The organism is Chloracidobacterium sp. (assembly GCA_025057975.1).
Classification (GTDB): Bacteria; Acidobacteriota; Blastocatellia; order Chloracidobacteriales; family Chloracidobacteriaceae; genus Chloracidobacterium.
This window is the reverse complement of record JANWUV010000019.1, coordinates 22,137-47,173: the sequence shown is the minus strand read 5'-3', so window position 1 is coordinate 47,173 and position 25,037 is coordinate 22,137. Positions and strand designations below refer to the sequence as shown.

General features: G+C 61.5%; 16 protein-coding genes. 7 read left to right on the top strand and 9 right to left on the bottom strand.

Translation table 11 applies throughout. The features are described from left to right. Window positions 1-18: 18 nt before the first annotated feature. From NZ585_14120 to NZ585_14110, 3 genes are read right to left on the bottom strand one after another with little or no spacing between them, the layout of a single operon-like run. Window positions 19-1,773: a hypothetical protein gene (locus NZ585_14120; protein ID MCS7081170.1), complete on the bottom strand. Its 1,755-nt coding sequence runs from the start codon at window positions 1,771-1,773 to the stop codon at window positions 19-21. Between the two features lie 17 nt (window positions 1,774-1,790). Next, on the bottom strand, window positions 1,791-6,842 hold the full coding sequence (locus tag NZ585_14115; protein MCS7081169.1) for a hypothetical protein: 5,052 nt from the start codon (window positions 6,840-6,842) through the stop codon (window positions 1,791-1,793). Continuing rightward, window positions 6,839-8,590 (bottom strand): hypothetical protein, encoded by a 1,752-nt coding sequence (locus tag NZ585_14110; protein MCS7081168.1) that lies wholly within the window; start codon window positions 8,588-8,590, stop codon window positions 6,839-6,841. Before NZ585_14110 ends, NZ585_14115 begins: the two co-directional genes overlap by 4 nt. 295 nt (window positions 8,591-8,885) lie before the next feature. On the opposite strand from NZ585_14110, the gene NZ585_14105 reads away from it, so the two are divergent. Together NZ585_14105 and NZ585_14100 are read left to right on the top strand one after the other, a co-directional pair. Next, complete coding sequence (locus tag NZ585_14105; GenBank protein ID MCS7081167.1) at window positions 8,886-10,436, top strand: peptide MFS transporter; 1,551 nt, start codon at window positions 8,886-8,888, stop codon at window positions 10,434-10,436. A gap of 51 nt (window positions 10,437-10,487) precedes the next feature. Continuing rightward, complete coding sequence (locus NZ585_14100; GenBank protein MCS7081166.1) at window positions 10,488-11,489, top strand: alpha/beta fold hydrolase; 1,002 nt, start codon at window positions 10,488-10,490, stop codon at window positions 11,487-11,489. Between the two features lie 162 nt (window positions 11,490-11,651). Here the strand turns inward: NZ585_14100 and NZ585_14095 are convergent, their stop codons facing one another. From NZ585_14095 to NZ585_14080, 4 genes are all read right to left on the bottom strand, one after another. Further along, complete coding sequence (locus NZ585_14095) at window positions 11,652-13,829, bottom strand: LysM peptidoglycan-binding domain-containing protein (GenBank protein ID MCS7081165.1); 2,178 nt, start codon at window positions 13,827-13,829, stop codon at window positions 11,652-11,654. A gap of 102 nt (window positions 13,830-13,931) precedes the next feature. Next, on the bottom strand, window positions 13,932-14,606 hold the full coding sequence (locus NZ585_14090) for a hypothetical protein (protein MCS7081164.1): 675 nt from the start codon (window positions 14,604-14,606) through the stop codon (window positions 13,932-13,934). Window positions 14,607-14,658: 52 nt separating this feature from the next. Continuing rightward, window positions 14,659-14,901, bottom strand: coding sequence for a YgiT-type zinc finger protein (locus NZ585_14085; GenBank protein MCS7081163.1), 243 nt, complete (start codon window positions 14,899-14,901; stop codon window positions 14,659-14,661). A 39-nt stretch (window positions 14,902-14,940) separates the two neighbouring features. Further along, on the bottom strand, window positions 14,941-15,393 hold the full coding sequence (locus NZ585_14080) for a hypothetical protein (GenBank protein MCS7081162.1): 453 nt from the start codon (window positions 15,391-15,393) through the stop codon (window positions 14,941-14,943). A gap of 88 nt (window positions 15,394-15,481) precedes the next feature. Here NZ585_14080 and acs point away from each other — a divergent pair, with 88 nt between their 5' ends. After that, window positions 15,482-17,431 (top strand): acetate--CoA ligase, encoded by a 1,950-nt coding sequence (gene acs / locus NZ585_14075; GenBank protein ID MCS7081161.1) that lies wholly within the window; start codon window positions 15,482-15,484, stop codon window positions 17,429-17,431. Between the two features lie 8 nt (window positions 17,432-17,439). Next, window positions 17,440-19,629, top strand: coding sequence for a protein-disulfide reductase DsbD family protein (locus tag NZ585_14070; GenBank protein ID MCS7081160.1), 2,190 nt, complete (start codon window positions 17,440-17,442; stop codon window positions 19,627-19,629). Window positions 19,630-19,883: 254 nt separating this feature from the next. Here the strand turns inward: NZ585_14070 and NZ585_14065 are convergent, their stop codons facing one another. Beyond that, window positions 19,884-20,330, bottom strand: a complete 447-nt coding sequence (locus NZ585_14065) for a hypothetical protein (GenBank protein MCS7081159.1) — start codon at window positions 20,328-20,330, stop codon at window positions 19,884-19,886. Window positions 20,331-20,425: 95 nt separating this feature from the next. Further along, a complete protein-coding gene (locus NZ585_14060; GenBank protein ID MCS7081158.1) occupies window positions 20,426-21,790 on the bottom strand; it encodes a DUF1446 domain-containing protein in 1,365 nt (454 codons plus the stop codon). A 150-nt stretch (window positions 21,791-21,940) separates the two neighbouring features. On the opposite strand from NZ585_14060, the gene trpB reads away from it, so the two are divergent. The 3 genes from trpB to NZ585_14045 all read left to right on the top strand — a co-directional run bounded on the left by trpB (window position 21,941) and on the right by NZ585_14045 (window position 25,003). Beyond that, window positions 21,941-23,116, top strand: a complete 1,176-nt coding sequence (gene trpB, locus NZ585_14055; protein MCS7081157.1) for a tryptophan synthase subunit beta — start codon at window positions 21,941-21,943, stop codon at window positions 23,114-23,116. A gap of 861 nt (window positions 23,117-23,977) precedes the next feature. Beyond that, complete coding sequence (locus tag NZ585_14050) at window positions 23,978-24,370, top strand: hypothetical protein (GenBank protein MCS7081156.1); 393 nt, start codon at window positions 23,978-23,980, stop codon at window positions 24,368-24,370. A gap of 57 nt (window positions 24,371-24,427) precedes the next feature. Continuing rightward, complete coding sequence (locus NZ585_14045) at window positions 24,428-25,003, top strand: Uma2 family endonuclease (protein MCS7081155.1); 576 nt, start codon at window positions 24,428-24,430, stop codon at window positions 25,001-25,003. The last annotated feature ends 34 nt before the right edge of the window (window positions 25,004-25,037 follow it).

The following is a 25,037-nucleotide window of genomic DNA, read 5'->3' as shown; positions in this document are numbered from 1 at the left end:
CGTCACAACGGCGGTCGTCTATGCGCCGGTGGGCGCAATCGTCAACTGTTGATGCAATCCCCAACCCAGATCACATGTCCGCAGCGCAAGCCGATATACGGTGTCCTCGCGCGACGGATGCCAAGCATAGAGTTCGCCCGCCTGCGCCCGAATCAGTTGCTCGGTAAACAACGTCAGATGCGCGAACGTTTCATCCACAGTCGCCGCGCTCAGCCGATAACCACGGTCAAGCTCCAGCAACATGTGGAACAAGTCCGCGTTGAGGCGCAACCGTAAGGACGAATCGCCAGATGTGCGGTGCGTCAAGTAGGCGCTTTGATGCAGCCCGCTCCGCTGGTCAGCCGCCGCAAACGGATTCACCACTTGGAGGTCGGCCTCCAGATGGAAATCAGCTACCTGGACTTCCACCCAGAAAACCGTCTCCGTTGGTGTCCGCGACTGAACCCGTAACGGCGCAACCCCGGCGCGGGCGTAGGCGACCGGCGGCAACGACTCGACCCGCGACAGCCCGTGACACAAATGCGCTGTCAGTTCCCGTTTTTCCTTTTCGGAAAGAAAGGGCAGGCGGCGTAGAAGGTCAAGATGCCGGCCGCGCGCCACGTCAAGCCGCGCGTCAGGTCCGCCCGCCGCCGTCACCTCGGCGTCTGTCCACTCGAAGTAGGCTCGCCGTCGTGCATCCGCCAGATCACGTGCAAAGCCGCGCCGCACCGCCTTGAGCAGAACCCGGTCAAGCCGCGCTTGGGCTTCTAGGGCCGGATCAAGCGCCGTCAACTCTTCCAGCAGGCGGCCCTGACGGTGCTTCGTCGCCGCCGCGAACGCGCGCGCCCAATACGGCGGGTAGGGCTTTTCGTCCCAGTAGGTTTTGCAGGAGGCCGTACCGAATAGGATGTACACCAGCGCCCCGCGTAGGTCTCGGACAGTGATGTGCATCCGGCCGCGCAAATGCACTGCTTGAAACGCCGCGTAGAGGCGGCGGCGAGCTAATCGCCGGCGTTCAACGTCGGGGACGACGCCCGGTAGATTAGCTGGGCCGAACAACCGCGCGGCGCGAAACACTTCGCAGTGCGGCTGGGCGATGCAGCTGTGACACTTCGACCAGATTGCGTCGGCCTGATCGCCGCCGTAGAGCTGATCCACCAGCGTATCCAGAAAAGCGACATCCAGCGTCCCGTCCGAGGTGAACGCCCCAACCAACGCGCGCCGGTTCAAGTGAATGAAGGCGATGTGCGGCGCGTCCACTGGACGCCCTTCTAGCAAAGCGCGCAGTGTCGCCGCCAACGGCGTCTGTCGGCGTTCAGCCCATTCCAGCAGGCGACCGTCGTTGATCGCCAGCAGGCGCACCACGTCCGCGTCCGGCGCGCGGCCGTCGGCGAACGGCGCAAGAAAATCGTCCAGCGCCGCGTCGGAAGAGTGGTCATCCCAAGCGGCCGAGCCGTCTAAGTTCATCTCAACCTGCGGCCCGCCCGCCGCCGGGCGAAACGCCACTAAGCCCGGCTTGGCGCGCGGTGGAGTGTAGCCCAGCAACTCAGCCAGGCGCTGAAGCAACGCCGTCTTACCGTCGCCGGCGTTGCCGCAGAGGATGATTAACCGATGACGCCGGGCGAGAATCGCCGCCTTGAGGGTGTCTTCAAAGCCGGTTGGTACGTACGTTCGCCGAGCGAAGTCACTGTCCAAGCCGTGGGTTTCACGGTTGCCGCGCCGCGACCCGGCGTATGCCTGCTGGACTTTGTCAAGCCATTTCAACCTCTTCCGCCCTTTTTGTTCGGACGCCATGGCTGTACGGTTGGTTGTCAACGGCGGCGCTCCGCCTCGGCCTCATCAAATAGGCGACACAGGACGACTTGGCCGCCCTCGTCGAAGTAGAGTGCGTGAAACTTCGGCAACGCCTTGAGTTCGTCCGCTAGCGTCCGTTGCCGACTGGACGCCGCGACGTTTTGGGTCAGCGCTCGTGCGTCGGCTTCGTTGACGCGCAGGACGAGCTGCCGCCCGATAGCGGAAAACAAGCTGCGATCAAAGTCGCGCGCTTCCTGCGACGCCAGCACCAGTGAGACGCCGAATTTGCGGCATTCTTTCGCCATTGTCGGAATCAGCGTCAAGCGGCGCGCGCGGTGGGCTTCGTCAAAAATGACGGCGTGTGTGATGCGCGCCGCCGGACCACGCCGGAACATGTCCTTGTAAAGCTTGTAAAGCACCAGCGTCGCCAGCCCGGTTTGCAGCGTCTCGACCGGTTGCCGGTGCAGCGGGACGATTACTGGGCGTTCCCGCGTCCACAGACTTTGCGGCTCTTGGCCGAGTGGGGCGTCGAAAAAGCCGTAGTCCTCCAGTTCATCCAAGCGCGCCAACAGGTTACGCAGGCCGGCGTCGGGGCGTGGCGTCCGGCGCAGCAGATCAACAAAGCTTCTGAAGGGCGGAATACCGCCCGTTGTCGTATCGTCCCACCCCGCCGCCCGAAAACTCTCAACAATCGCCTTTCGTAACGCATTGAGCTGCAACTCGCCCAAATCTGGGTAGATCGCTGCGAAAATGTCTCGAACCATCCCAGCGACTTGGACATAAGCTCTCGGTGTTGCATGGTCGTTGATTTCCAAGGGGTTGAAATCTAGACGGCCCACTTCAATGAAGTCCACGCGGCCGCCAACCGCCATTTTTTCGTCGAAATCCGGCGCGTAGGAAAACACAATCGGACAAATCCCCTGCGCGTACATCCGGCGCGCAATGTTGACAAGACAGGTCGTCTTGCCCATGCCGGGCAAGCCAACCACCAGTAGGTGTGGATTGCCCTGAATGGTCAGCCGCCAGTTGACGGGAGCGCCGTCCGGCGTCCAGCCCAACGGAATCATCACTTCCTCATAGTCCCCACCGGTCGCGTTGGATGCCGGCTCCCGTACGAGCGCCGGATCGCCGTCACCTGTGAAGCCTCCTGCCGCATGCCGGTTTAGTGCAGGTAGGTCAGTCGTTGCAGCTTGGCGGACTTCATGGTGCAGCGGCTGGGCTGGCGAGTGCAGTGGGCGTCCGGTGAAGGTCGTCCCGTGCGGCCCGAAACAAAACGTCGGCACAGGCCAGCCGGCGTGCGAAAGCTCTAGTGGACGCACTTTGTCAAACGCTGGACAAAATACCCAACCTCGGTCGCCTCCTTCGGGCGTATCAAACTCATAGTCGCCAGCAGCGGCAAACGCACGGTCAAGTTCAGCGCAGAGCGCGTCATACGCTGCCGCTTCAAGGTGATGCCGTACCGACTTGTCGGCATAAGACTTGATGACGCGCAAAAGACGCGCCTGATGCAATGCACGGAATGATTTCGGAAGTGACCTATCAAGGTAGTGGGCGCGAAAACGCTCTCGCGTCACTTCGACTTGGGCGCGAATGTCGGTCAGCAATTTTGCTTTCTCTTCAGCCGAAAAATCGGCTAAGTGACGCCGGTACTTGACTTCGATGACGCGCATCTGCAACCGCGCGTCGGAAGCCAAGGAAACGTACAGGAAATCCGCCCGGCGTTCTGGGCCCCGGTTAGTCTGTGACCGATTGGACGCGGGCAGTAAGTCGCGGACATCGTCTAGCGGAACGAGGACGCCCTGCCGCAGAGACACCCAGCAAGGGTCGTCGGCTTCGGCGGCAGCGCAAGACGCGGAGGCGTAGGCCAACGCCAGCAACTCTTGCGCCGGCGGCCGTGCGCCTGCCAATCGAATCGGCAGCCGCCGACTCAACGCCTTAAGTCGCTCCAGCAGAAACTGCGCTGCCGCTGCGTCTTCCGGCAGGCCGACCTGCTTGAGCAACTCGCCCAGCAACTCAACGACTTCCGTCATAAGGGCGGTTGAGACAACGATCCGTGCGTCGCCTAAGTCGTCGCGCTCCGGCAGGTAGTCAATGACATAGGTTTCATAAGCGTCTGGGTGCGCCCGTGGATGATCGAGGTATTCCGCCCCGGCGAAGCGGTCAAACGTCACCACCCAGTCGCACAGCGCATGCAGGCGATCAAGTTCGGCTTTGCTCTCCGGCGACAGCGCCGCCCGCAATATCGGTGATGCCCCTGGCCTCCCCAGCGTCAGCCAAGCCGCGATCCCGCGTTGAAGTCGCCGCAGGCGCTCGGTATGAACTTCTCCGGCCGGATGGACGGCCGTTTTTTCATCGTTCGGTAGGAAAGCCTCCCAGGTAGGCGTCGGTGACGCGCGATACGTTCGAATCAAACCTGAAAGCAAGCCGTAGAACGGCTGGGCGTCGCCTTTGAGCGGCGGGCGAACCGCCGTGGCGACCGCCGACGCAAAGGCGTCGAATAGGACGCCCAGATGAGCCGGCGTTTCCGGCAGCGCCACCGGCCGCTGCGCCCACTGGAATGTGGGTTGCAGGTGACCTCCAACGCCCGGCCGCACCTCTGTTATCCACCGGTCTTCCGCTGGAATGGCGGCGCGGCCACGGGCGCGGCGACGGATGGTGATATGGTCAAGAAAACCACCATCAATCCTCGTTCCACCAGGCGGGGCGTATAGCTCAAGCATGAAGGTGAGCGCCGCTTTATCCGGCGACGGTTCAGCGTCATCCGTCTCCGACGCCGGCGACGCCTCTTGCGCCGCCTGGGCCCAACCCAGTGCGCGAGTGATGGTCCTTCCGTCCCCGGCGCGAAGGGCGTGGACGTGCAAGCGTCGTTGGTATGGGTGTCCGTCAGCGTAGGCTTTGATTTCCGCCCCCAATCGCTCGATGATGCGCCGATCAACCGTTTCCGGCGGTACAGCGTCATCGGGGCGTTCTTGGTTTTCCAACGCGCGCGCCAGCAATAGACAGTCGGCTTTCGGCTCAGTTGCGTTAGCGCGCGTCATGGCGACGGCATGCAAGCTAAGCGTCTCAGCGAAAACAAAAGCCGGCGTGTTGTCGACGCCGGGCAGCCAAGCCGGAAACCAAGCGCCGTCCAGAACATGGAATTCCCGGCGGATGGCTTCAGCGGGAGCGCCTTCCGTCCATCGGGCGTGAAAGAGCAGCGCGTCATACGCCGTGAGCCATGCCAGACGCAACGGATGCAACGGGGAGACGATCAGACCGACGGTTTGGTTGTTCGACGTATAAACCTCAATCGTGCCAACCAGTGGCAGCGGCGGCCCGTTGAATGCCTTTTGGGCGGCGACGGCTTCCAGCAACTCGCCCCAAGCGTCGAGATACTCGCCGATGATTTGAGTCGAGGGCGCCCCTTCGGCGTAACACAGCCCGTAAAGCCCGACGCGGCGGACGTACTCCGCCAAGCGTCCGCTGGCGCTGCAGACTCGATGCCAAGCGCGCATAGGCGTCCCAACGATGGGGGAGTAGGGGACAAATTCGATGTCGCGCGCCCACCGTCCGGAGGCGCGTATCATCAACCGCCACCGTCCAATCTTTTTCCCGTGGTGGTTTGACCACAATCTAGCGACTTCACGGAGCAGCGCCGGCGCGCTGATGCTCAACCGGCGGTTGCGGCTAACAATTAGCGTCGCCCACCCTGTCATTCCTTCCTCGGTGAGGTCGTTTTTGAGCGCCTCAGCGACGGCGGCTGGTTCGTCGAGTTCAATCAGTCCTTCGCTCAACGTACGGACGCGCCTTCCAACTGCACGCTGCACGGCGGCGACTTCCACACGGCCGGAACGGATGACAAACGACTCGCTTTCCGCCCGCTGACCTTCGGCCTCCACCACGACTTTAGCCCGCACCCATACCGAGCCGTTCAGCGCCAAGTCGTCGGCCGTGAAGGCGGTCTTTTCCTCAGCCTTGCCGGTATGCGTCACTTCGCGCTCGGCCAGCGTTTCGTCTAGATCGCTCACGACGGCCACGCGGTACTGAACGCTTTGCGGCTTGAGCGTTTCCGGTAGGACACGCCATTTGACTGTCAGCGGCGGGGCGTCGTCGGCGTCAGGATCAACTACCCACAGCAGCGTTTGATCCGCCGGGTCGAGATGCAAACCTGACCACTTAAGCGGCTGTGCGCCGCGTACACTACGCCAACCAACCAGCTCAATCCTGTCCAAACGATCGTCCGGCGGTTCAAGGTGGAGCGGCCCGAGCCACAAATCGGGACGGTCGCGTAGTCGCCGCAGCGCCTCGTCGGTTGACTGTCCTCGTTGTTCTTCAAGAAAGGCCCGCAGGGCGTCCAAACCTTCCGGTGATGGCGCGCGAACGCCGACTTGCGCCATACGCGCTTCAGGCGTCAAACGCTCGCCGCCAACGCCAAGCAGGGCGTCCGCCATAGTCGCCGCTTCCTTCAGAAGATTTTCTTCATCAGCCTTGCGCTTGATGTTTTGCAAGCGCGAAGCGGCGCAAGGCCACAAGCCAAGCAGCCACAGGTATTCGGGCCACTGTTCGGGATGACCGACAACGCGCGCCAAGAAATCAAACTGAAACCAGCCAGGACGCTGTGAATCGCGCTTTTTGGCCAACGCCAAGACGCGCTTGAGGCTAGGATGGAATGTTTCAGGGATGGCCTCAAAGGCGTGCTTGCAGGCCCTGTCTATGAGTTCTTTTTCACTTAGTTCCGTACCGGCGCTGTAGATGCCGTCCATGCCGGGGCCGGCCTTTTGGGTGTCCACCAGAAAGAGGACTGCCTGCTGTTTGGTCTCTCGAATCGCTACGGCGTGGTCGGAGGTGATGGCGCGCGCCCGTAGGTCATACTGGTCGGCGACGCGAAAAACCTGCCAGCCTTCTCCCTCCAGCGCCTCGCAAAAAAGATCATCGTTCGGCAGGCGGTAAAGCACATCCGGCGATGGGTTGCGGAGGAAGTACACCTTGCCCGGCTTCGCCTTTCTCATCATTTTCTTGAACGCCTCGGCGAGGTGTCGAGCATGCGCTTCCGTCCAGTCGTGGATAGGGGTTAGGGGTTTTTGCGTCATGCAGTACCACCTGTCGTCAATGGCGCAACCACAAAGCGCGCTTGAAGACGCTTCATGGCTTCGGCGTCGCTGACGCTCGCCAGCAGCCCAAGGTCGCGCAGTCGCATTTCAAGGTGCTGTTGGTTTTGATTGAGCAACTTGCCCGGCAGCCTCACCGCGCTGGGCGATGTCACCGTATAAAACCCGTAGCGTTCGCGCGTCATGTTGAGAAAGTGGTTGAAGGTCGCTGGCAGGCGACGGCGTGCGGCATGGGCGCACCAAAGGTGCGCCAAGTAGTCCAGAACATCGTCCGTCAGCAATGTGAGGCGGGGCGGCTGGCGTCCCCCGGCTGCCGCAGCGCGCTTGACGGCCAGGCCGCGCGGATGATCACACAGTAGGCAGGAATCGAACAGCGCAAACCACTTGTTAGCCTGCTTCGTCCCACGCAGTTCCACCAATGTTTCCGCTAACACGCGGACACGCGCATGCGGCGACATCGGCGCGCGGAGTTTTTTCGCCAACATCGGCGCATCATCAGCCCATACCTCGGCGAGGCGCAACGCCTTTCGTCCTAGTTCATCAAGGATGCGCCCTGCGCCCACGCGCCGCTCGAACCACACATCGCCCAGCAAGTTGATGCGTTCGTGCGCATCGGGCGCATCCGGCGGCAGTTGCGGACCAAGCTCCGCGTCGCAGCGCGCTTCGTAATCCAGCAGGCGCAACGTCATCAGCACGGCCGGGATGTTCGCCATTTGCTTGACGGCCTCATCCATAACCTTTTTCGAGGCGGCGCGCAGTTCTTGGTCGCGCCCGTTTGAAGCGTCCAGAAACAGCGGCATGGGGTGTTGGTCAGTGGGTACGCTTCCGGTTTCCGCCCAGTCAAGTATGAGCTGCGCTGTGCTCGTCAGAAGTGTCGTCATCCCGATTGCAAGGGCGGATTCCAGCAGGTTGAGTAGGACGCCGCGCGGCATCGTTTCGCCGTAGGCGCTCATAAACGTCTCTAGGTCGGTGCGAAAGACCCGCGCTGCACGCGCCGCCAACGGCCGCCGATTCACAATGGGAGCAAACCTGCCCACCATGGATTTGGGGGCTCGTTCTAGTAGGTCGGCTAGCCGAATCATCAGCCATTCCTGAAGCGTGACGGGCGTCGTCTCGTCAAAACGGTCGGCCGTCAGGTCGCCAGCCAGGCCATGGACGGTCACGCCGGTGACGAACGGCTTCAGCAGCAGGTTCTCACGAAACCGCGCACCGACGGGGAACGGCGTGGCGAGGCCATCAGGGGTTGGCTCAACAACCGGCCCTGGTTGGTCGGCGAGAAGCGCCACAAGCATTTCCGGCACATACCGCAGGTCGCTACTGTCGGGCGGCAAATCAAGCCGGCTTGCGAAGTAATGAACCGGCAGGGCGCGCTGAATGGGTTCATCCTTTCGCTCCGAGCGGTCTCTGTTTTCGAGGCAAAATCCCAACAGCAGATCGCCAAGGATGGTCTGCGTCGGTGCGTCGTCAAACCCCTGACAGTACCGGCTCGTCGCCAGTCGTGCGGCGACGTGTTCGACAGTTGCACGTTCGCCGAAAACCTCGGCGAAGCGTCCTTGTCCGCGCCGCCGTCCAAAGCGGAAAAGATAAAACAGCGTCGGCAGGACGGCTGTAAGGTCTACGTCCTGAATTGAACACGGCAAAACAGGAAAGTAATCGCCTGTGAGAACAGCGTCGCACCAATCTTTGCCAAACAGGTCGCGCAGACGCGCCTTATAACTGGCTTCGGCCATGGGACGATTTTGTCTCAAAGCCGGGATTTGCGCCTGAGCACAGGCGGCAGGGAGCGTGATAATAGTACAACACAGCTTGCTTTCCAGCCGTCGCGTCTTGAAACACAGGGTTTTTCATCCGGGAGCTTGCTGCGAGTGGCTTCAATCTTCACGGAAGCCACTTCTGCGTAATCAGCACAGATAGCCGCCGCGCCTGAGACGCCGGGCAAACTTTTACGGTGTATCGCAGGGTTTGAATGCGTTATTGTGCGCGGCCAAATCTATTTCCAGATTCCAGCTCAAGGAAGCTCACACCATGACGGCTGCCGTTGCAGAGGCCTCGGAAGAGGCTACGTCAAAAAAGCATTTTTTCGGGCATCCAATTGGCCTGATGACGCTGTTTTTCACCGAACTCTGGGAGCGTTTCAGCTACTACGGCATGCGCGCCTTGCTGATGCTGTACATGACCGCCAAGCCCGAAAGCGGCGGGCTGGGGTACAGCAACGCGCGCGCAGCGCTGATCTATGGCACATACACATCGGCTGTCTATCTGCTGGCAATGCCGGGCGGTTGGGCGGCTGACCGACTGCTGGGCCTTAAGGCCGCCGTGTTTATCGGCGGGATCGTCATCGCCGCCGGCCACTTTACGATGGCTTTCGAGTCGGAAGCCGCGTTCTACACCGGGCTGGTACTGATTGTCCTTGGTACGGGTTTGCTCAAGCCCAACATCAGCGCCATCGTCGGTCGTCTCTACACGCCTGAAGACCGCCGCCGCGACGCCGGTTTCTCGATTTTTTACATGGGCATCAACATTGGGGCGTTCATTGCGCCGCTGGTGTGCGGCTTTCTAGCACAGTCGGAGGTCTGGAAGGCGACTATTGCCCGCTGGGGCTTTCAGCCGAGCGCCAGTTGGCACTGGGGGTTTGCGGCGGCCGGCGTCGGCATGACGCTGGGACTGGTACAGTTCATCGTCGGCTTCAAGTACCTCGAAGGCGTCGGCGAGCGTCCCCAGCGTGAAGACGGGGCGACGACGCCGGTCTGGCAGGGGCTTTTGTCCTACCTCGGCGTAGCGGCGGCTTTGTTCGCCGTAGTTGCCGGGCTCCAGCAACTCCACGGCGTGGTCGTCGGCAAGCTGGGCAACAAGGCCGGCTACGCCTACATTGCACTGGTGTTCGCCGGCATTATCGCGTTGGTCTGGTTCTCGTTCCTGCGGACGTTAGCCGAAGAGGAACTCAAGCGCATGCTGGCGATTGTGTATTTCTTCCTTGCCTCGATTGTCTTCTGGGCGCTGTTTGAGCAGGCGGGATCAAGCCTGAACCTCTACGCCGACCGCCTGACCGACTGCCGCATCTTCGGCTTCGAGTTTCCTTCGAGCTATTTCCAGTCGCTCAACGCCCTGTTCATCATTTTCCTCGCGCCGGTATTTGCGTGGATGTGGGTGCAGTGGGGCGAACGGCAGCCATCCAGCCCACTGAAATTCTCGGTCGGTATTTTGCTGGTTGCCGTCGGTTTCATTGTCGCAGCCGTGGGTGTCGCTTTTCTGGGCGGCGGCCGGTTGAGCCCGTGGTGGCTGGTGGCCGTTTATCTGATTCATACGTTGGGTGAGTTGTGCTTGAGTCCGGTCGGGTTGAGTACGATGACGAAGCTTGCCCCGGAACGCCTAAGCGGTTTGGTCATGGGGATTTGGTTTCTAGGACCGACCTTCGGCAACTACATCGGCGGTCTCATCGCCGGCCACTTTGATGAAAACCGGCCGGAGTCCGTCGGCGCGTTGTTTTACCAAGTAGCGGCGACCGGGATTGCCGTCGCCGTGGTTGCGTTTGTCCTCACACCGTTTATCCGGCGGCTGATGGGTAACGTGCGGTAGCGCCACCGTTTGCGCAGGGGCGCGGTGACCTACGACGACTCGTGGTTGAACATGGACGCCGAAACCCATCCTGAACCGCTGATGCGGGCGTGTTTTGCGGTGCGCCGTCCGTGGGCGGCGCGCACGCTGCGCGTGCTTGTGCTGTTGTTCGCAGCGGCTTTCGTGGGGTACGTCGGCGCGGGCGGTTACTTTTACGCCGTTCAGCACTCGATGGTGTTTCGCGCGGCGGCCCGTGAGGGCAAGGCGCGGCAAAAGTTTCCGCCGCCGCCAGGCGCAAGTTATGTCGAATTTCAAGCCGAACGCGGTGAGACCATCATGGCGCTGTTCGGTCCGGCGCTGGACGCGCACAGCGAAGCTGTCCTGCCCGATGCCCCCCGCCGGCCGACGCTGCTGTTTTTTTACGGCGTTGGCGAGTATCTCAACTATCCGTTCCTGCGCCGCCAGGTGGAGGTTTTTCGCCGCGCCGGGTTCAACGTCTTTGTCCCGGAGTATATCGGGCTGGGGCTGAGCGGCGGCGAGCCAAGTGAGCAGGGGCTGTACGACACGGCGACGGCCGCCTTTGAACACCTCAAACGGCGGACGGACATTGACCCGCAGCGGATTTTCATCGTCGGGCACTCACTGGGCGGCGCTCCGGCGATAGACCTTGCGGCGCGGGTTGAAGCCGCCGGCCTTGTGACGTTGGCGACGTTTACGACGCTGTCGGACATCGCCGCCCTGCGTTATCCGATGTTTCCCGCCCAGTCGCTGACCCGAATTCGCTGTCCCAACATCGAGAAGATCGGGCGCGTACGTTGTCCGGTACTGATTCTGCACGCGGAAAACGACACGACCGTACCGCTCTGGATGGCGGAGGCGTTGGCCAAGGCGGCGTTTGAGGGCGGCAATCGGCGCGTGATACAGATCACTCTACCAGGCGGCAATCACGATACGACGTTTGCGCTGCCAGATGGCGACGCCGTACGCGCGATGCAGGCATTTACCGGCGTTGCTTCGCGCTCTGAAGAAAACTGCAAGGAAACAGTATCCCTGCTCCGAACCGACTTCCGATAAGACCCTAGCCCTCTATTTCGAGAAAAAGAGGCTTCCCAGGCGACTTTGCAGCGGTGCTGTAGAGCCGTCGCCGCTGTTTGGCGTGCAGCGGAGCGTCGCTACACACCAAACGTTTGGTCGCCTCTGAGGTAGGAGCACCGCCGTGCTCGCTGGAGGGCAAGTTCACTGGCGCAACGCCTGCAAGTACGCCTGTGCGTACGATGCAATTAGGTCGGCCCGATCCAGACCGTTCACCGTACGCCGCGCATTGACAAAATCCACTTGGTTGCCGTTGATGTAATCCGACAGCTTCCGGCCGGTGAACGTCCCATCGCGCATGCCGATGACCAAAATCCGCGCCGCGATTTCCGGCCGCGTCGCTAAGTCGGGTTGCCCAACTAAATCCATTCCCAGTCGCCGCGACCAATCCGTGTAGTTGGCGCGGCCGGTGATCTGTACGTAGCCGCGCCCACGGTAGCGATACCCGTCGCCCGGCTGCGTATTACCCAAGTCGCGGCGTCCCTCGTAGCCGCGCTGCGCCGCCGTCGGTCCCCAAATTTCAGTCATCCACCGACCCATGCCGGATTCATACTGCGCCGTTGCTAAAACGTAGGCGGTTTGTTCCAGCGTCAGGCCGGCGCGCTGGGCTTCAGCCAGAATGCGCGGCACGGCGTCCTGCGCGTAGCTACGCAGCGACGCGGGTACGACGTTCAGCACCCGCTGTACATCGTAGGTTGTCTGCGGCGGCATCCCACCGTTGGCCGGAGGCGGCGTCGGGGCGGTTGCTCCACTCAGCGCCCGCGTCAGCGCCGAGCGCGTCAGCGGCCCGTAGTAGCCCGTCGCTGGAACGCCGTTCGCGCTTTGAAACGCCTTCAGCGCGGCTTCCGTGCGCGGGCCAAAGACGCCGGGGCCGGTGTTCATATCGGCTTGGCTCATATAGCCCAACCGTACGAGCGCCGCTTGAAGTTGTTGGACGGCCTCGCCGCGCGAACCGCGCTGCAAATCCACCTGGGGCACGGGCAACCCTGTACGCGGCGGTGTACCGCCGTTCGTTGGGGGCGGCGTGGGGGTGGGTGCCGGATTGTTCCCCACCGTACCCCGGTCGTTGACGAAAAACTGGACGCCGCGCGCGTTGCCAAAGCCATCCTGAAGCTGCCCGTAGTTGAAGTTGCGTGCACCGGCTTGAGCAATCGCCGGGCCGCGACTGGTCATTTCGCCGGGGCGTACTATGGCGATGTGTCCGATGCCGCCGGGATTGCGCCACGACGCCACCACCGGATGGCCTTGATTCGCCAGCCGTTGCGCCTCCTCGGCGCTGACTTCGCGCCAGCCGAACCGTCCGCCATGGGTATTGAGCCACTGGTTGGTTGCGTTGGCGTCCAGTTCGCGTCCGCGCCCAACCGCCGTCGGATTACCATTGGCGTCCACCCAATGCGGGATTTCAGCCCGCATCGCACGGGTTACGTCCCACACGAAAATGTTGCAGTAGGTGTTCCCCTCGCGCCGCGCATACCGCGGATTGACCCCAACGGCGAACTGATTGATCACGTTGTCATAGGTGGCGCGGTTGCGGTTCGCCGGATCGCCTTGTAGCGGCGCATTGATCGGCTCCCAGGCGCGGACGTTGGTCGTCCCCGGCGCTGGGCGCGTCCCGTCATAAATCAGCGCGCCGGGCGGCGTCGGTGGCGTCGGCTGGGTGGGTTGCGTCGGGTTTGTCGGCCGGGTCAAAGTCGGCGGCGGCGTTGGCGATGCGCCGCCGGGAACGATGATCCGCTGACCGGGGTAAATTAGGTTCGGGTTTGTAATGCTCGGATTGGCGCGCAGCAGGGCGTCTACGCTTGTGCCGTACCGCCGGGCGATGCCTGACAACGTATCGCCGATGCGCACCCGATGTTCGCGGGCGGCCGGCGGCGCGGGCTGGGATGGTTGCGTCGGCTGGGTGGGTTGGGCTGGCGTCGTCACCGGCTGCCGACCATTGCCGCCGCCGGGAAGGTTGATGACCTGTCCGGGGTAAATCAGGTTGGGATTGCGGATCTGAAGGTTCGCTTCAATCAACCGCTGCAGGTCAATGCCGTTGCGGGCAGCGATTTCGGAAAGCGTGTCGCCGCTGCGGACGACGTACTGCCGGTCGCCGGTTGAAGACTGTGGCGGCGTCGTGGAGGCGTTGCGCGGGATCGTCAGCGTCTGGCCGGCGTAGATGAGATTTGGATTACGGATTTGCCGGTTCGCTTGAACGATGGTTTGCACCGTCACGCCGTACTGTCGGGCAATGCCGGAGAGGGTTTCGCCTCGCCGGACGACGTGCTGAACACTGTTGGACTGACTCGCCGGGGATGCGCCCCGCGTCGCATTGACTCGCATAACACACACGCCTCCGCTTCGGATGTTTCATTTGTGTTATCGGCGGCGAGTCCGAAATGTTGCGTGTTTGTCAGCGACAACAGGCAATTTTTTCGCGCGGCGTCATGGGTAGGCGGTCGGGTCGTCGTCGTACTTCCAGAACATCCGCCCGTCCAGCTTGACGCGCCGCCGTCCGGTTTCCTCATCCGGCGGCTGCGCTTCGACCTTGAGACGGGTTTCGATGGGGACAAACAGCGATTCGACGCGCAACTCGCCGTCCACAATCTCGGTTTCCGAGGCGCAGGAGCCGGTCGCTGGAACTTCGCGGCCGCCGACGATGACCTCCCGCTCGACGGTTTGCAGGATGAGTTCCGTCCCATCGAGCCGCCAGCTCCCTTCGCGGCGACGCTCGCGGGCGGCGCAGTTCATTTGGCTTGTATGAAAGCAAAAGCGTCCGTCGGAAAAGAATTGATAGGCGTCGTTCCATCCTGCGCCCATAGACGGCGATGCCTGCCAGACGCCGACGAGCATGGTTTCCAAGGTGTTTTTTCCTCCGCGTGGGCGTTTTTGACGTGGCACAGCGTCAACCGGCGGCGCGCTCTGCGAGGCGACGATGCCGCAACCAACCGTCAAGCCGCCGACCAACACGACCAGTATTACCGGCAGGACAGTCCGCTTAGAGCCTAGAGCTGGTGCGCCGCCTGCGCCAGTGGCGCGCCGCAGACCAGAACCGCCCGGATGGGCATCCGCGTTTACGTCATTCACGTTGCACGTCATCTTTTGCGGCGCATCGAGCATCGCATTCTCGCCTCCTCAGCGACAACCGCAAGAGGATCTACAGAGGCAAAGATTAGGTCACTTGAAAAGATTGACCAAGCGGCTGAAACTCCGCAACGTCTTGGTCAGCTAATTTCCGCCGAATCTGTTCAAAACGCATAACGGTTTCAGCCGCGTATAGTCGCTCGCCGCATCGCAGACATATATCTGCGCGCGCACTGCACACGGCGGTGTGGATACCGCCTCTGAGCAGCTTCTCCATGTCTTTCTCAACTACTTCGCCACCGCAAACGGGACACTTGTCAAAAGGCTTCATTGTTCCAACTTTGATCTGCGCTTCCCGTGCGGGCAACACTCATGCCGACGGCGGCGATGTATCTGTTCCTTCTAAAGCATTCTTGAGCATCGCCGTCGGGACGACCACCGCCGCCACAATGAACAGGCAGTAGCCAAGCGCCATCAAGACCGCGCTGCGCTCGCCATATTGGCCGCGCGACAGAAAGAACGTCCAAAATGTCGCCACTGCGACTTCAACGACCGGCAACAGGAGCAGCTTGCGATTGGCGACAGGGTCAAGACCGATTAGAAAGTACGCCGCCGCAATAACGCAAAGCGCAATGCCGTACTGCTGCGTCATCGCCGGGTCTTTGATGTCCCAACGGTAGAGGTTGGCGGCGGCGTCCTGAAAAAACAGCGCCATCAGCCCGTTGGCCAGCTCGACGCCCGCCAAGATGAAGAAAACACCTTGCAGCCAGTAACGGACGTAAGTCGCTGATTTTGAGAACGTGGTGGGATTCGCGCGTTCCATATTTTCAAGCTACATTTGCCCGTGCGCTGGCGACAACCCGCCTCGCCGTCGGCTGCACTGTCACTTTGCCAAACTGGAGTTCACACCCATGACCGAATCGCACGCTATCGAGTCGCACCAGCACGAAACGCGGCGTTTCCCACCGCCGCCCGATTTTGCACAACAGGCCAACGTCACTGCCGAGCAGGCCGCCCAAATGTACGCCGAGGCCGAAGCCGACTTTGAAGCCTTCTGGGCCAAGCAGGCGGCGGCGCTCGACTGGATGACGCCGTGGACGCAAATCCTCGACTGGCGTCCGCCTCATGCCAAGTGGTTTGTCGGCGGCAAGCTCAACATCGCCGCCAACTGCCTCGACCGGCACCTGAAAACGTGGCGGCGCACCAAAGCCGCTATCGTATGGGAAGGCGAGCCTGGCGACACTCGGACGCTGACCTACTGGGAACTCCACCGCGAGGTGTGCCGCTTCGCCAATGTGCTCAAGAAGTTCGGTGTCCGCGCAGGCGACCGCGTAGCGATTTACATGCCGATGACGCCTGAAATCGCCGTCGCCATGCTAGCCTGTGCGCGCATCGGAGCCACGCATTCGGTCGTTTTTGGCGGGTTTTCGTCCGAGGCGCTGCGTGACCGCATTAACGACGCCGGCTGCAAGCTCGTTGTCACCGCCGATGGCTGTTGGCGGCGCGGAACCGAAGTGCGCCTCAAGCCGGCCGTGGACGCCGCGCTCGAACATGCGCCGACGGTAGAAACCTGCATCGTACTGCGGCGCACTGGTTCGAAGGTGGATATGCGGCCGGGCCGCGATCACTGGTGGGACGACATGCTGGAAATCGTCAGCGACGACTGCCCGCCGGAGCCGCTCGACGCGGAACATCCGCTGTTTATCCTGTACACAAGCGGCACAACCGGCAAACCGAAGGGCATCCTGCATACGACGGGCGGCTATCTGACCCAGGTGACGGCAACGGCCAAATGGGTGCTTGACCTCAAGGACGACGATCTCTACTGGTGTACGGCGGATGTCGGCTGGGTAACGGGTCACAGCTACGTCGTCTATGGGCCGCTAGCGAACGGCGCGACGGTGATGATGTATGAAGGTGCGCCGAACCACCCCGAACCTGATCGCTTTTGGCGCATCATTGACCGGCACGGCGTGACAATTCTCTACACCGCGCCGACGGCCATTCGGTCCTTCATCCGGTGGGGCGAACGGTGGGTACTCAAACACCGGCTCGACACACTGCGCCTGCTCGGTACGGTGGGTGAACCCATCAACCCGGAAGCTTGGATGTGGTACCGGAACGTCATCGGGAAGGGGCGCTGTCCGATTGTAGATACGTGGTGGCAAACGGAAACCGGCGGGATGATGATTGCGCCGCTGCCGGGCGCGACGACGACCATGCCGGGAACGGCGACGCGCCCGCTGCCGGGCATCAGCGTGGACATCCGCGCCAAGGACGGGCGCAGCGTCAGCCCGAACGAAGGCGGCTATCTGGTCATCACACGCCCGTGGCCGGCGATGCTGCGGACAATCTGGGGCGACGACGAGCGTTACCGGCGGCAGTACTGGAGCGAAATTGAGGGCGTTTACTTTACCGGGGATGGCGCGCGCCGCGACGAACACGGCAACCACTGGATTATGGGTCGGGTGGATGATGTCATCAACGTCAGCGGCCATCGTCTGGGGACAGCCGAGATTGAAAGCGCGCTGGTGTCGCACGAAGCCGTCGCCGAGGCGGCCGTCGTCGGCCGGCCGGACGAACTGAAAGGTTCGGCGATTGTGGCGTTTGTCACGCTCGAAGGCGGGCGTTCCGGCGATGATGCGCTGCGGGCGGCGCTGCGCGAGCATGTCGCCAAAGAAATTGGCGCGCTTGCCAAGCCGGACGACATCCGCTTTACGGACGCGCTCCCCAAGACGCGCTCTGGCAAGATTATGCGGCGCTTGCTGCGCGAAATCGCCGCCGGCGGGCAAGTCGTCGGCGACGTGACGACGCTGGAGGATTTTTCGGTGCTTGAAAAGCTGCGCGCCGATGAAGAATGAGGCGGAACATGAAGGAATGGTTTGGAAAGCAACAGTGGCGCCGGTGGGCGGCGGCGCTGTGTTTGGCGTGGCTGGGCGTGTCAACGTTGCAGCCGACGGCTGCGCCGGTGGAAAAGCCGCATGTCAAGGCGGAACTCATCGCCGAAACGACAGCGATCCGTCCCGGTACGCCGTTTTGGGTGGCGGTCCGCTTTGAGCTGGAGGAACACTGGCACACCTACTGGCGCAATCCCGGCGATTCCGGGCAGCCGACTTCCGTCAAGTGGAACCTTCCACCGGGCTTCACCGCCGACGACATTCAGTGGCCGATTCCGAAGCGAATTGAAGCCGGCGGGTTGGTTGGGTACGGCTACGAGACGGAAGTACTACACCTGATTCGCATCACGCCGCCCACCGATTTACCGGTCGGCAGGCCGGTGACGTTGGTGGGCAAGGTCAAGTGGTTGGTGTGTAAAGAGGCGTGCATTCCCGGCGATGCCGAACTGAAGCTGACGTTGCCGGTGACGAACGACGCGCCGCTGCCGTCGGCGTGGGTTGAGGCGTTTGCGCGGGCGCGCGCGCAACTCCCCCTGCCGACTTCCGACTGGAAGCTCCGGGCGACGGTTGAGGGCGAGCAGGTGGTGTTGCTGCTGACGCCGCCGAAGCCGGAGATGCTGCTGGCGGAAGCGACCTTCTTCCCCTTTGAAGAACTCATCATCGAGGGCGCGGAGCCACAGACGCTCACGCGGGTCAAAGGCGGCTATGCGCTGCGCATGGCGCGCTCCAAGGTGGCGGAAGCGCCGCCGGCGCGGTTGACCGGTGTGGTGGTAACGCCGAACGGCTGGCGCGGCCCCGGTACAGAGCCGGGCCTCACGGTGGACATTCCCATCGAGCCGCTGACGGCGCTGGGTGATGCGCTTGCGCCGGTCGCCGGAACGACGAAGCCGACCACGCCGCCGCTGAACTGGACAGCGCTTTTGGCGACGCTGGGCGGCGCATTTGTGGGGGGGCTGATTTTGAATCTGATGCCCTGTGTCCTGCCAGTGCTTTCCATCAAGGTGCTGGGATTTGTGGAACAGGCCAAGGCGGGACGCGGCCGAGCATGGCAACACGGCGTCGTCTTCACGGCCGGCGTGGTTTTGTCATTTTGGGCGCTAGCCGGAGTGTTGCTTGCGCTGCGGGCCGGCGGGCGACAGCTCGGTTGGGGCTTTCAGTTGCAGGAGCCAGCCTTTGTCGCCTTTCTGGTCGCTATGCTGTTTGTTTTCGGGCTGGCGCTGCTCGGCGTCTTTGAGGTCGGCGTCGGGCTGACGACCATTGGACAGACGGCGATGCGTCGGGCAGGAGTAGCCGGGTCGTTTTTCATGGGCGTGCTGGCGACGGTTGTGTCCACACCCTGTACTGCGCCGTTTATGGGATCGGCGCTAGGCGTGGCGCTGACGCAACCAGCGGCGACGGCGCTATTGATTTTTACGGCGCTGGCGCTGGGTCTGGCGTCGCCGTACCTGTTGCTGGCGGCCGCGCCGCAGTTGCTCCGGTTTGTGCCTAAGCCCGGTGCGTGGATGGAAAGCTTCAAGCAACTGATGGGCTTTTTGCTGATGGGATCGGTCGTCTGGCTGCTGTGGGTGCTGGGGTTGGAAGTCGGCGTGGACGGCCTCGCCCTAATGCTGGGCGTCATCGTGTTGATTGGGTTGGGCGGATGGATTTGGGGACGCTGGGGCGGTTACGACCGTAAGCCGCTGACGCGCCGCCTCGCCTTCACCATAGCGACAGTCATCATCGTTGGAAGCACAGCAATCGGCGTCAGCGCCATTCGTCAACTGCCGCCTCTGGCGAGCGCGGCTGGCGGTGCGCCAACCAGCAAGAACAGCGCAAGCATTCAGTGGGAACCCTTCACGCCAGCGCGTGTCGCAGAGCTGCGCCGGACCGGTAAGCCGGTCTTTGTGGATTTCACCGCCGCGTGGTGTCTGAGCTGTAAGGCGAATGAAAAAGTAGCGCTAGAGACTGAAGAAGTACGGGCTGAGATTGCGCGGCGTGGGATTGTCATGGTCAAGGCCGACTGGACAAACCGCGACGAAACCATCACCCGCGCGCTGGCCGAGTTTGGGCGCAGTGGCGTACCGCTTTACGTGTTTTATCCACCCAACGGCGGTGAGCCGAAGGTGTTGCCTGAGGTGCTGACGCCGGGGCTGGTACTGGAAACGTTCCGCGCAGCGTCGTAAGCGCCTAGGTCGTTGCTTTGTTGTGCCGGGTCACGTGCGCCTTCCAAGGGGAAGGAGCGCCGCCGAGATGACTTGGCGGTTGTATGCGCGAGTGATTAGTCCACCTGCGACAAGCGCGCCGGCTGCCGGTGAATCTTTTTCGACATTTTCAGCCAATGCGCAGTTACAGATTTGATAAACTTCCGTTTCAAAGAAAAAACGCCCGGCATATGCCGGGCATTTTTATTTTGTGTAAACTAGGATTGTTTTCGGTTTTACTGGTTGGGCGCAGCTTGGGCGGCGGCTACCGTGAAACGGTCGCGCGAGCCGCTAAACTTGACGCTTTTGAGAATGTTGGTATCACCGCTCTGGGTGAGCGCGATTTCGTCGCCGTTGGCCTTACGCTCGTCCAAGGCAACTGTAACTGTCGCTTTTGCAACGACTTTCTTGCCGTCAAGGATGGTCATTTCACCGGTTTCCCTATTGATCTTCACCCTGTAGACGCCCTTCTTCACGACCGTACCATTGACGGATATGTCGCGGTTGAGGGTCAGGGTTTTGGTGATTTCGCCTGCTAGAGCGGAGATACCAAGCAAAGCGGTGAGTGTGAGGCTAAGGGCGAAGGTCTTCCCGAAGAAACGCATAACAGCTCCTGTAAAAGCCTTACGAAGATGACGGTAGGTGCAACCTTGGGTTTGCACCTTACCGGTGTCTTTCGACACCCACCATTAACGAGACTCGACTGGGCCGGGTTCGACAAACTTCCGAAGATTTTTCCGTCCGCCAGTCACTGCGCCCAGCAGACGCGCTTGGTCGCTCAACTCAGAATGACGACTTCTGGCGTTACGACTGACTTGGGGAGAAGCGCTGGGAAGTAGGCGACGATTTCTTCCACTTTGGGGCGTCCCGACCCGAAGCCAGTCACGGTTGGCGGGCCGTTGAGCGCCAGTGGCGCAAGCTCTTTTGTGAATCGCTCGACACTTGCCTGATCCTGTGACCGAACCGCCACGCGCAACACAACTTCAGGAAGATCGCGCGACGGCTCACCGGAAAGGCGCGGGCCGTGACAGGCGCTGACGCCAACGTACTCAGTCCAGATTTCATCGAACGTGAGACCCAAGTCGGCTAGTCGCCGCCGCAGCATGGCGTCCGCCTGTTGCGCCTTAGCGTAGGCGTCAGGCCACGCATAAATCAGGCCCCCGACTGCTTTGTAGCCAGCAAAGTAGCTAGCGGAGACCTTGTAAAACTCGGTCGCCGGCCGTCCCTCAATACCCCACACGCGCACACGGTCGTCGCCTTCCTGCGCCAGCCGAATCGTCGTGAAGTCGGCGATACAGTCAGGCGTGATATAGCTCTTAGGGTCGCCTATCTCGTACATGAGCTGCTCCTTGACTGACGCGACCGTGACGCGCCCACCTGTGCCGGGATGCTTGGTGACGACGAAGCTCCCGTCTTCATTCATTTCGACGACCGGAAAGCCAATGTTGGCGTAGTCCGGCATAGTTTCCCAATCTACGAGGCAGTTCCCACCCGTACACTGCGCGCCGCACTCGATGATGTGTCCGGCGATTGTCCCGGCAGCGAGGCGATGCCAGTCGTCCGCTGCCCAGCCAAATTCGTGAATGCAGGGCGCGAGGGTCAGCCCCGTATCGGTGCAGCGTCCGGTAATAATGACTTGCGCTCCTTGGCGGAGCGCTTCAACGATCGGCTGCGCGCCGAAGTAGACATTAGCGCTTTGAACGCGCTCCCGAACCGCAGATAGCGGCTCGCCGGTGTCGAGGTTTTCAAATCGGTGGCCGGCAGCGATGAGTTCGTCTAGGCGAGGTAGGATATCGTCTCCGGCGACGATGCCAATGCGGAGTTGGCCGGCAAGGCCGTGCTTGGCGGCGACCATTCGCACCGCTTCCGCGCAGGCCTGCGGATTGACGCCGCCGGCGTTGGCAATGACGCGGATGTTCTTCGTCAGGATGCGGGGCAGGATACGGTCCATCAGCGCCACGAAGTCGGTGGCGAAGCCGGCTTTCGGGTTGCGCGACTTTTGTTTCTGCATGATGGACATTGTGACTTCGGCCAAGTAGTCCAGCACGAGGTAATCCACAGGGCCGCCTTCAACGAGCCGAACTGGCGCTTCCAGCCAATCGCCCCAAAAGCCTTGTCCACAGGCAATCCGAATGGTTTTCATAGCGGTAATCCTGTACAGATGACGGATATGGCGCGCGGCGGGCGCGCGCCGGAGGACAAGCTGGACGATACCCAACTCCAACCTTGTGGGAAAGCAGGACGTACATTGGGTGACGCAAACCCGCCACTTTGCCTAGGCAGGGAACATCCCATGCAATCTCTTGGTTACTTTGGCCCTTTTGGGGGTGTCTACGCGCCGGAAACACTCATGCCGGCGCTTGAAGAGCTTGAAGCCGTTTTTCTGGCGGCGCAGACGGACGCCGCGTTTCAGGCCGAACTACAACGCCTCTCGGCTGGATTTTCCGGCCGTCCGACGCCGCTGTTTCACGCCCGAAACCTGTCGCGGGAACTTGGCATCGAGCTGTATCTCAAGCGCGAGGATCTCCTTCACGGAGGCGCGCACAAGACCAACAATGCGCTGGGGCAGGCGTTGCTGGCCAAGCGCATGGGTAAAACGCGCCTGATCGCCGAGACCGGGGCAGGGCAGCACGGCGTAGCAACCGCTATGGCCGGAGCGCTGCTGGGCTTGCAAGTCGAGGTGTACATGGGCGAGGTGGACATGGCCCGCCAGCAGCCAAATGTCTTTCGCATGGAACTGCTAGGGGCAACTGTACACCCGGTCAAAACTGGCGGGCGCACGCTCAAGGACGCTATCAACGACGCGCTACGCGATTGGATGACCAACGTCCGTACAACGCATTATGTTCTAGGGACAGCCGCCGGGCCGCATCCGTTCCCAACGATGGTCAAGTACTTCCAGCGCGTTATCGGCGACGAGGCGCGGGCGCAGATGCTCGAACGGCTTGGCCGTCTGCCGGACAAAGTCATTGCCTGCGTCGGCGGCGGTTCAAACGCTATTGGTATATTCACGGCGTTTTTCGACGATGAAAATGTGGAGCTGATTGGCGTAGAGCCGGCTGGGAAGGGGCTGGAGACAACGGCGCACGGCGCGGTGCTGGCACGCGGCACACCGGGGACGCTCCACGGCATGCGGAGTTATGTCTTACAGGACGAAGATGGGCAGATTCACGAAACATACAGCATTTCTGCTGGACTGGATTACCCATCGGTCGGCCCAGAGCACGCTTACCTGAAGAGCATCGGGCGGGCGCGGTACGAAGCCGCGACGGACGATGAAGCCATTGCCGCTTTTCACCATTTGTCGCGGTGTGAAGGGATCATCCCGGCGCTGGAGCCAGCGCATGCTGTCGCCTATGTCCTGCGCGCGGCGCGGGACTGGCCGCAGGGGACGGTCGTGTTGCTCAACCTATGCGGGCGCGGCGACAAAGACCTCCAGACAGTGATGAGAGTTTCAATCCGCTTGTAGTTTCAATCCGCTTGTAAGCGCGTCTTCAATCCAAAGGGATTGCCTAACCCCCTTTTTTGGGCGTGGATAGGGTTAGCCAACTGGTTGGCCGGCGGGCGGGGTACGCCTGCCGCAAGCCGGCGCCGGCACAGTAAGCGTCTTGGTTGCTGTGAGCAAGCGCTGGCGGCGGAAGCACGGCCGCTGATGTCGGAAACTCTCCGCCGCTACGCCTTTCCTCTAGTACCTCCACTCCGGCGCAGCTTTTTTGGAGAACTCAAGCCGCAGCATAGGTTCGTTGAGTCTCGGCGACCTGCCAAACCCACTCGCATAGTGGGTGCAGCCTACAGCCCAGCGTGAAGCCGCCGCCGGTGGCGACGTCAGGCTTTCTCCACCCTCCCCTAGAGCCTGCGTAGCAGGGACACACCACCATCCCCGCCGAGCAGGTCAGGGGTGAGCGTAGTTTTCCCAGCGCAAGCCGCCGTCGTTCCATTGTCAAAACTCGCTTCCCTGCGCGCTGCCTTTTCAGGCCTCATCGGGCCCGAGTGCTTTGCGCGGTGACAAAACGCCGACTCACTTGCCATTCTCATTCCGAAAACGTGCGCCGCTTTATTACTACTTGGTTTTGCTGGCTTGTCCCTGCCACAGGTGAAGAAATCCCCATGTCGCCTCCGTGCAGGCTGTTTTGCCTAACACGTCGTAGCCGCTTCCCTCGCAGCGCCAGTTGGGGGGACTCGTTCCATTTTTTCGGGAAGTGCAGTAAGACTGCGAATTGTGTTGGGTGTCTCAATCCGAAACACTAAGGCTATCTCCAGAACGCAGTGAGCTGTCACTGAAAGTCTGAACTAGGCTTGTACTTGTGAAGCCACTCCATAACACTCCTCGATGAACTTCCTGCGGTACGGATGTTCGACTTTTCTTATCCTGATTGGTTTAGTTGTTGCGTTCTTGGCCGTCTATGACGCCTTTCAGCCTGACCGTAGCTGGTTGACGGTCGGCGGGATGTTTGTCGGCGGTGTCATAGCGTTTCTAGGTGGAGCGACTGTGATTGAAATTGCCAACGCTCGGCGGCGACGGCGCGGTGAAGCGGAGGCGGCTGAATGGTTGCCGCGTTTGGCCGCCGAATATGGCGTTATCACCGTGCAAATGATTGAAGACCGAACGCCGCTCAGCGCTGCGCAAACACGCCGGTGGTTGGAACGCGAAGTCGCTGAAGGCCGCCTTGAACGGCTTGGTCCGGAACGCTATGCGCTAAAATCCCCACCGCCGTCCGCTTGAGCAACCCGGAAGAGGTGGCAGCCTGCCTCCAAGCCAAAGCCAAGGAAGCCAGCCTCCATGTCGAGCCTGCCGCAGCCCCGCCTGACGCCTGCCGAATATCTCGCCGCTGAGCGGCGCGCTGTCATCAAGAGCGAGTATGTCAATGGCGAAGTCTTCGCCATGTCAGGGGCAAGCGAAGCGCACAACCTCATTGTCGCCAACCTGATTGCAACGCTTCACCCACAACTCAAACAGCGTGATTGCCGGATCTATCCAAGCGATCTCCGTGTCGCCAATCCTGAAAAAAACTTTTTCTATCCCGATGTGACGGTTGTCTGCGGCCCGCCGCGTTTTACCGACCAACAGCGCGACACGCTACTCAACCCGACGCTCATCATCGAAGTGCTTTCCGATTCGACACAGGACTACGACCGGGGTGGTAAGTTCGCGCAGTACCGCAAGCTGCCGTCACTGCGGGAGTACGTAGTCGTCGCGCAATCCACACCGCACGTTGAGCAACATACACGCCAAGCTGACGGACGCTGGCTGCTTTACGAAACGACCGACCTTGCAGCCGTGCTAACGCTCGAAGCGATGGGTTGCCGATTGCCCTTGGCGGAAATCTACGACAAAGTGACCTTCGACGCCGCGTAGCCGGTCAATCTTGCTGAAGGGGGCAATCACCCCA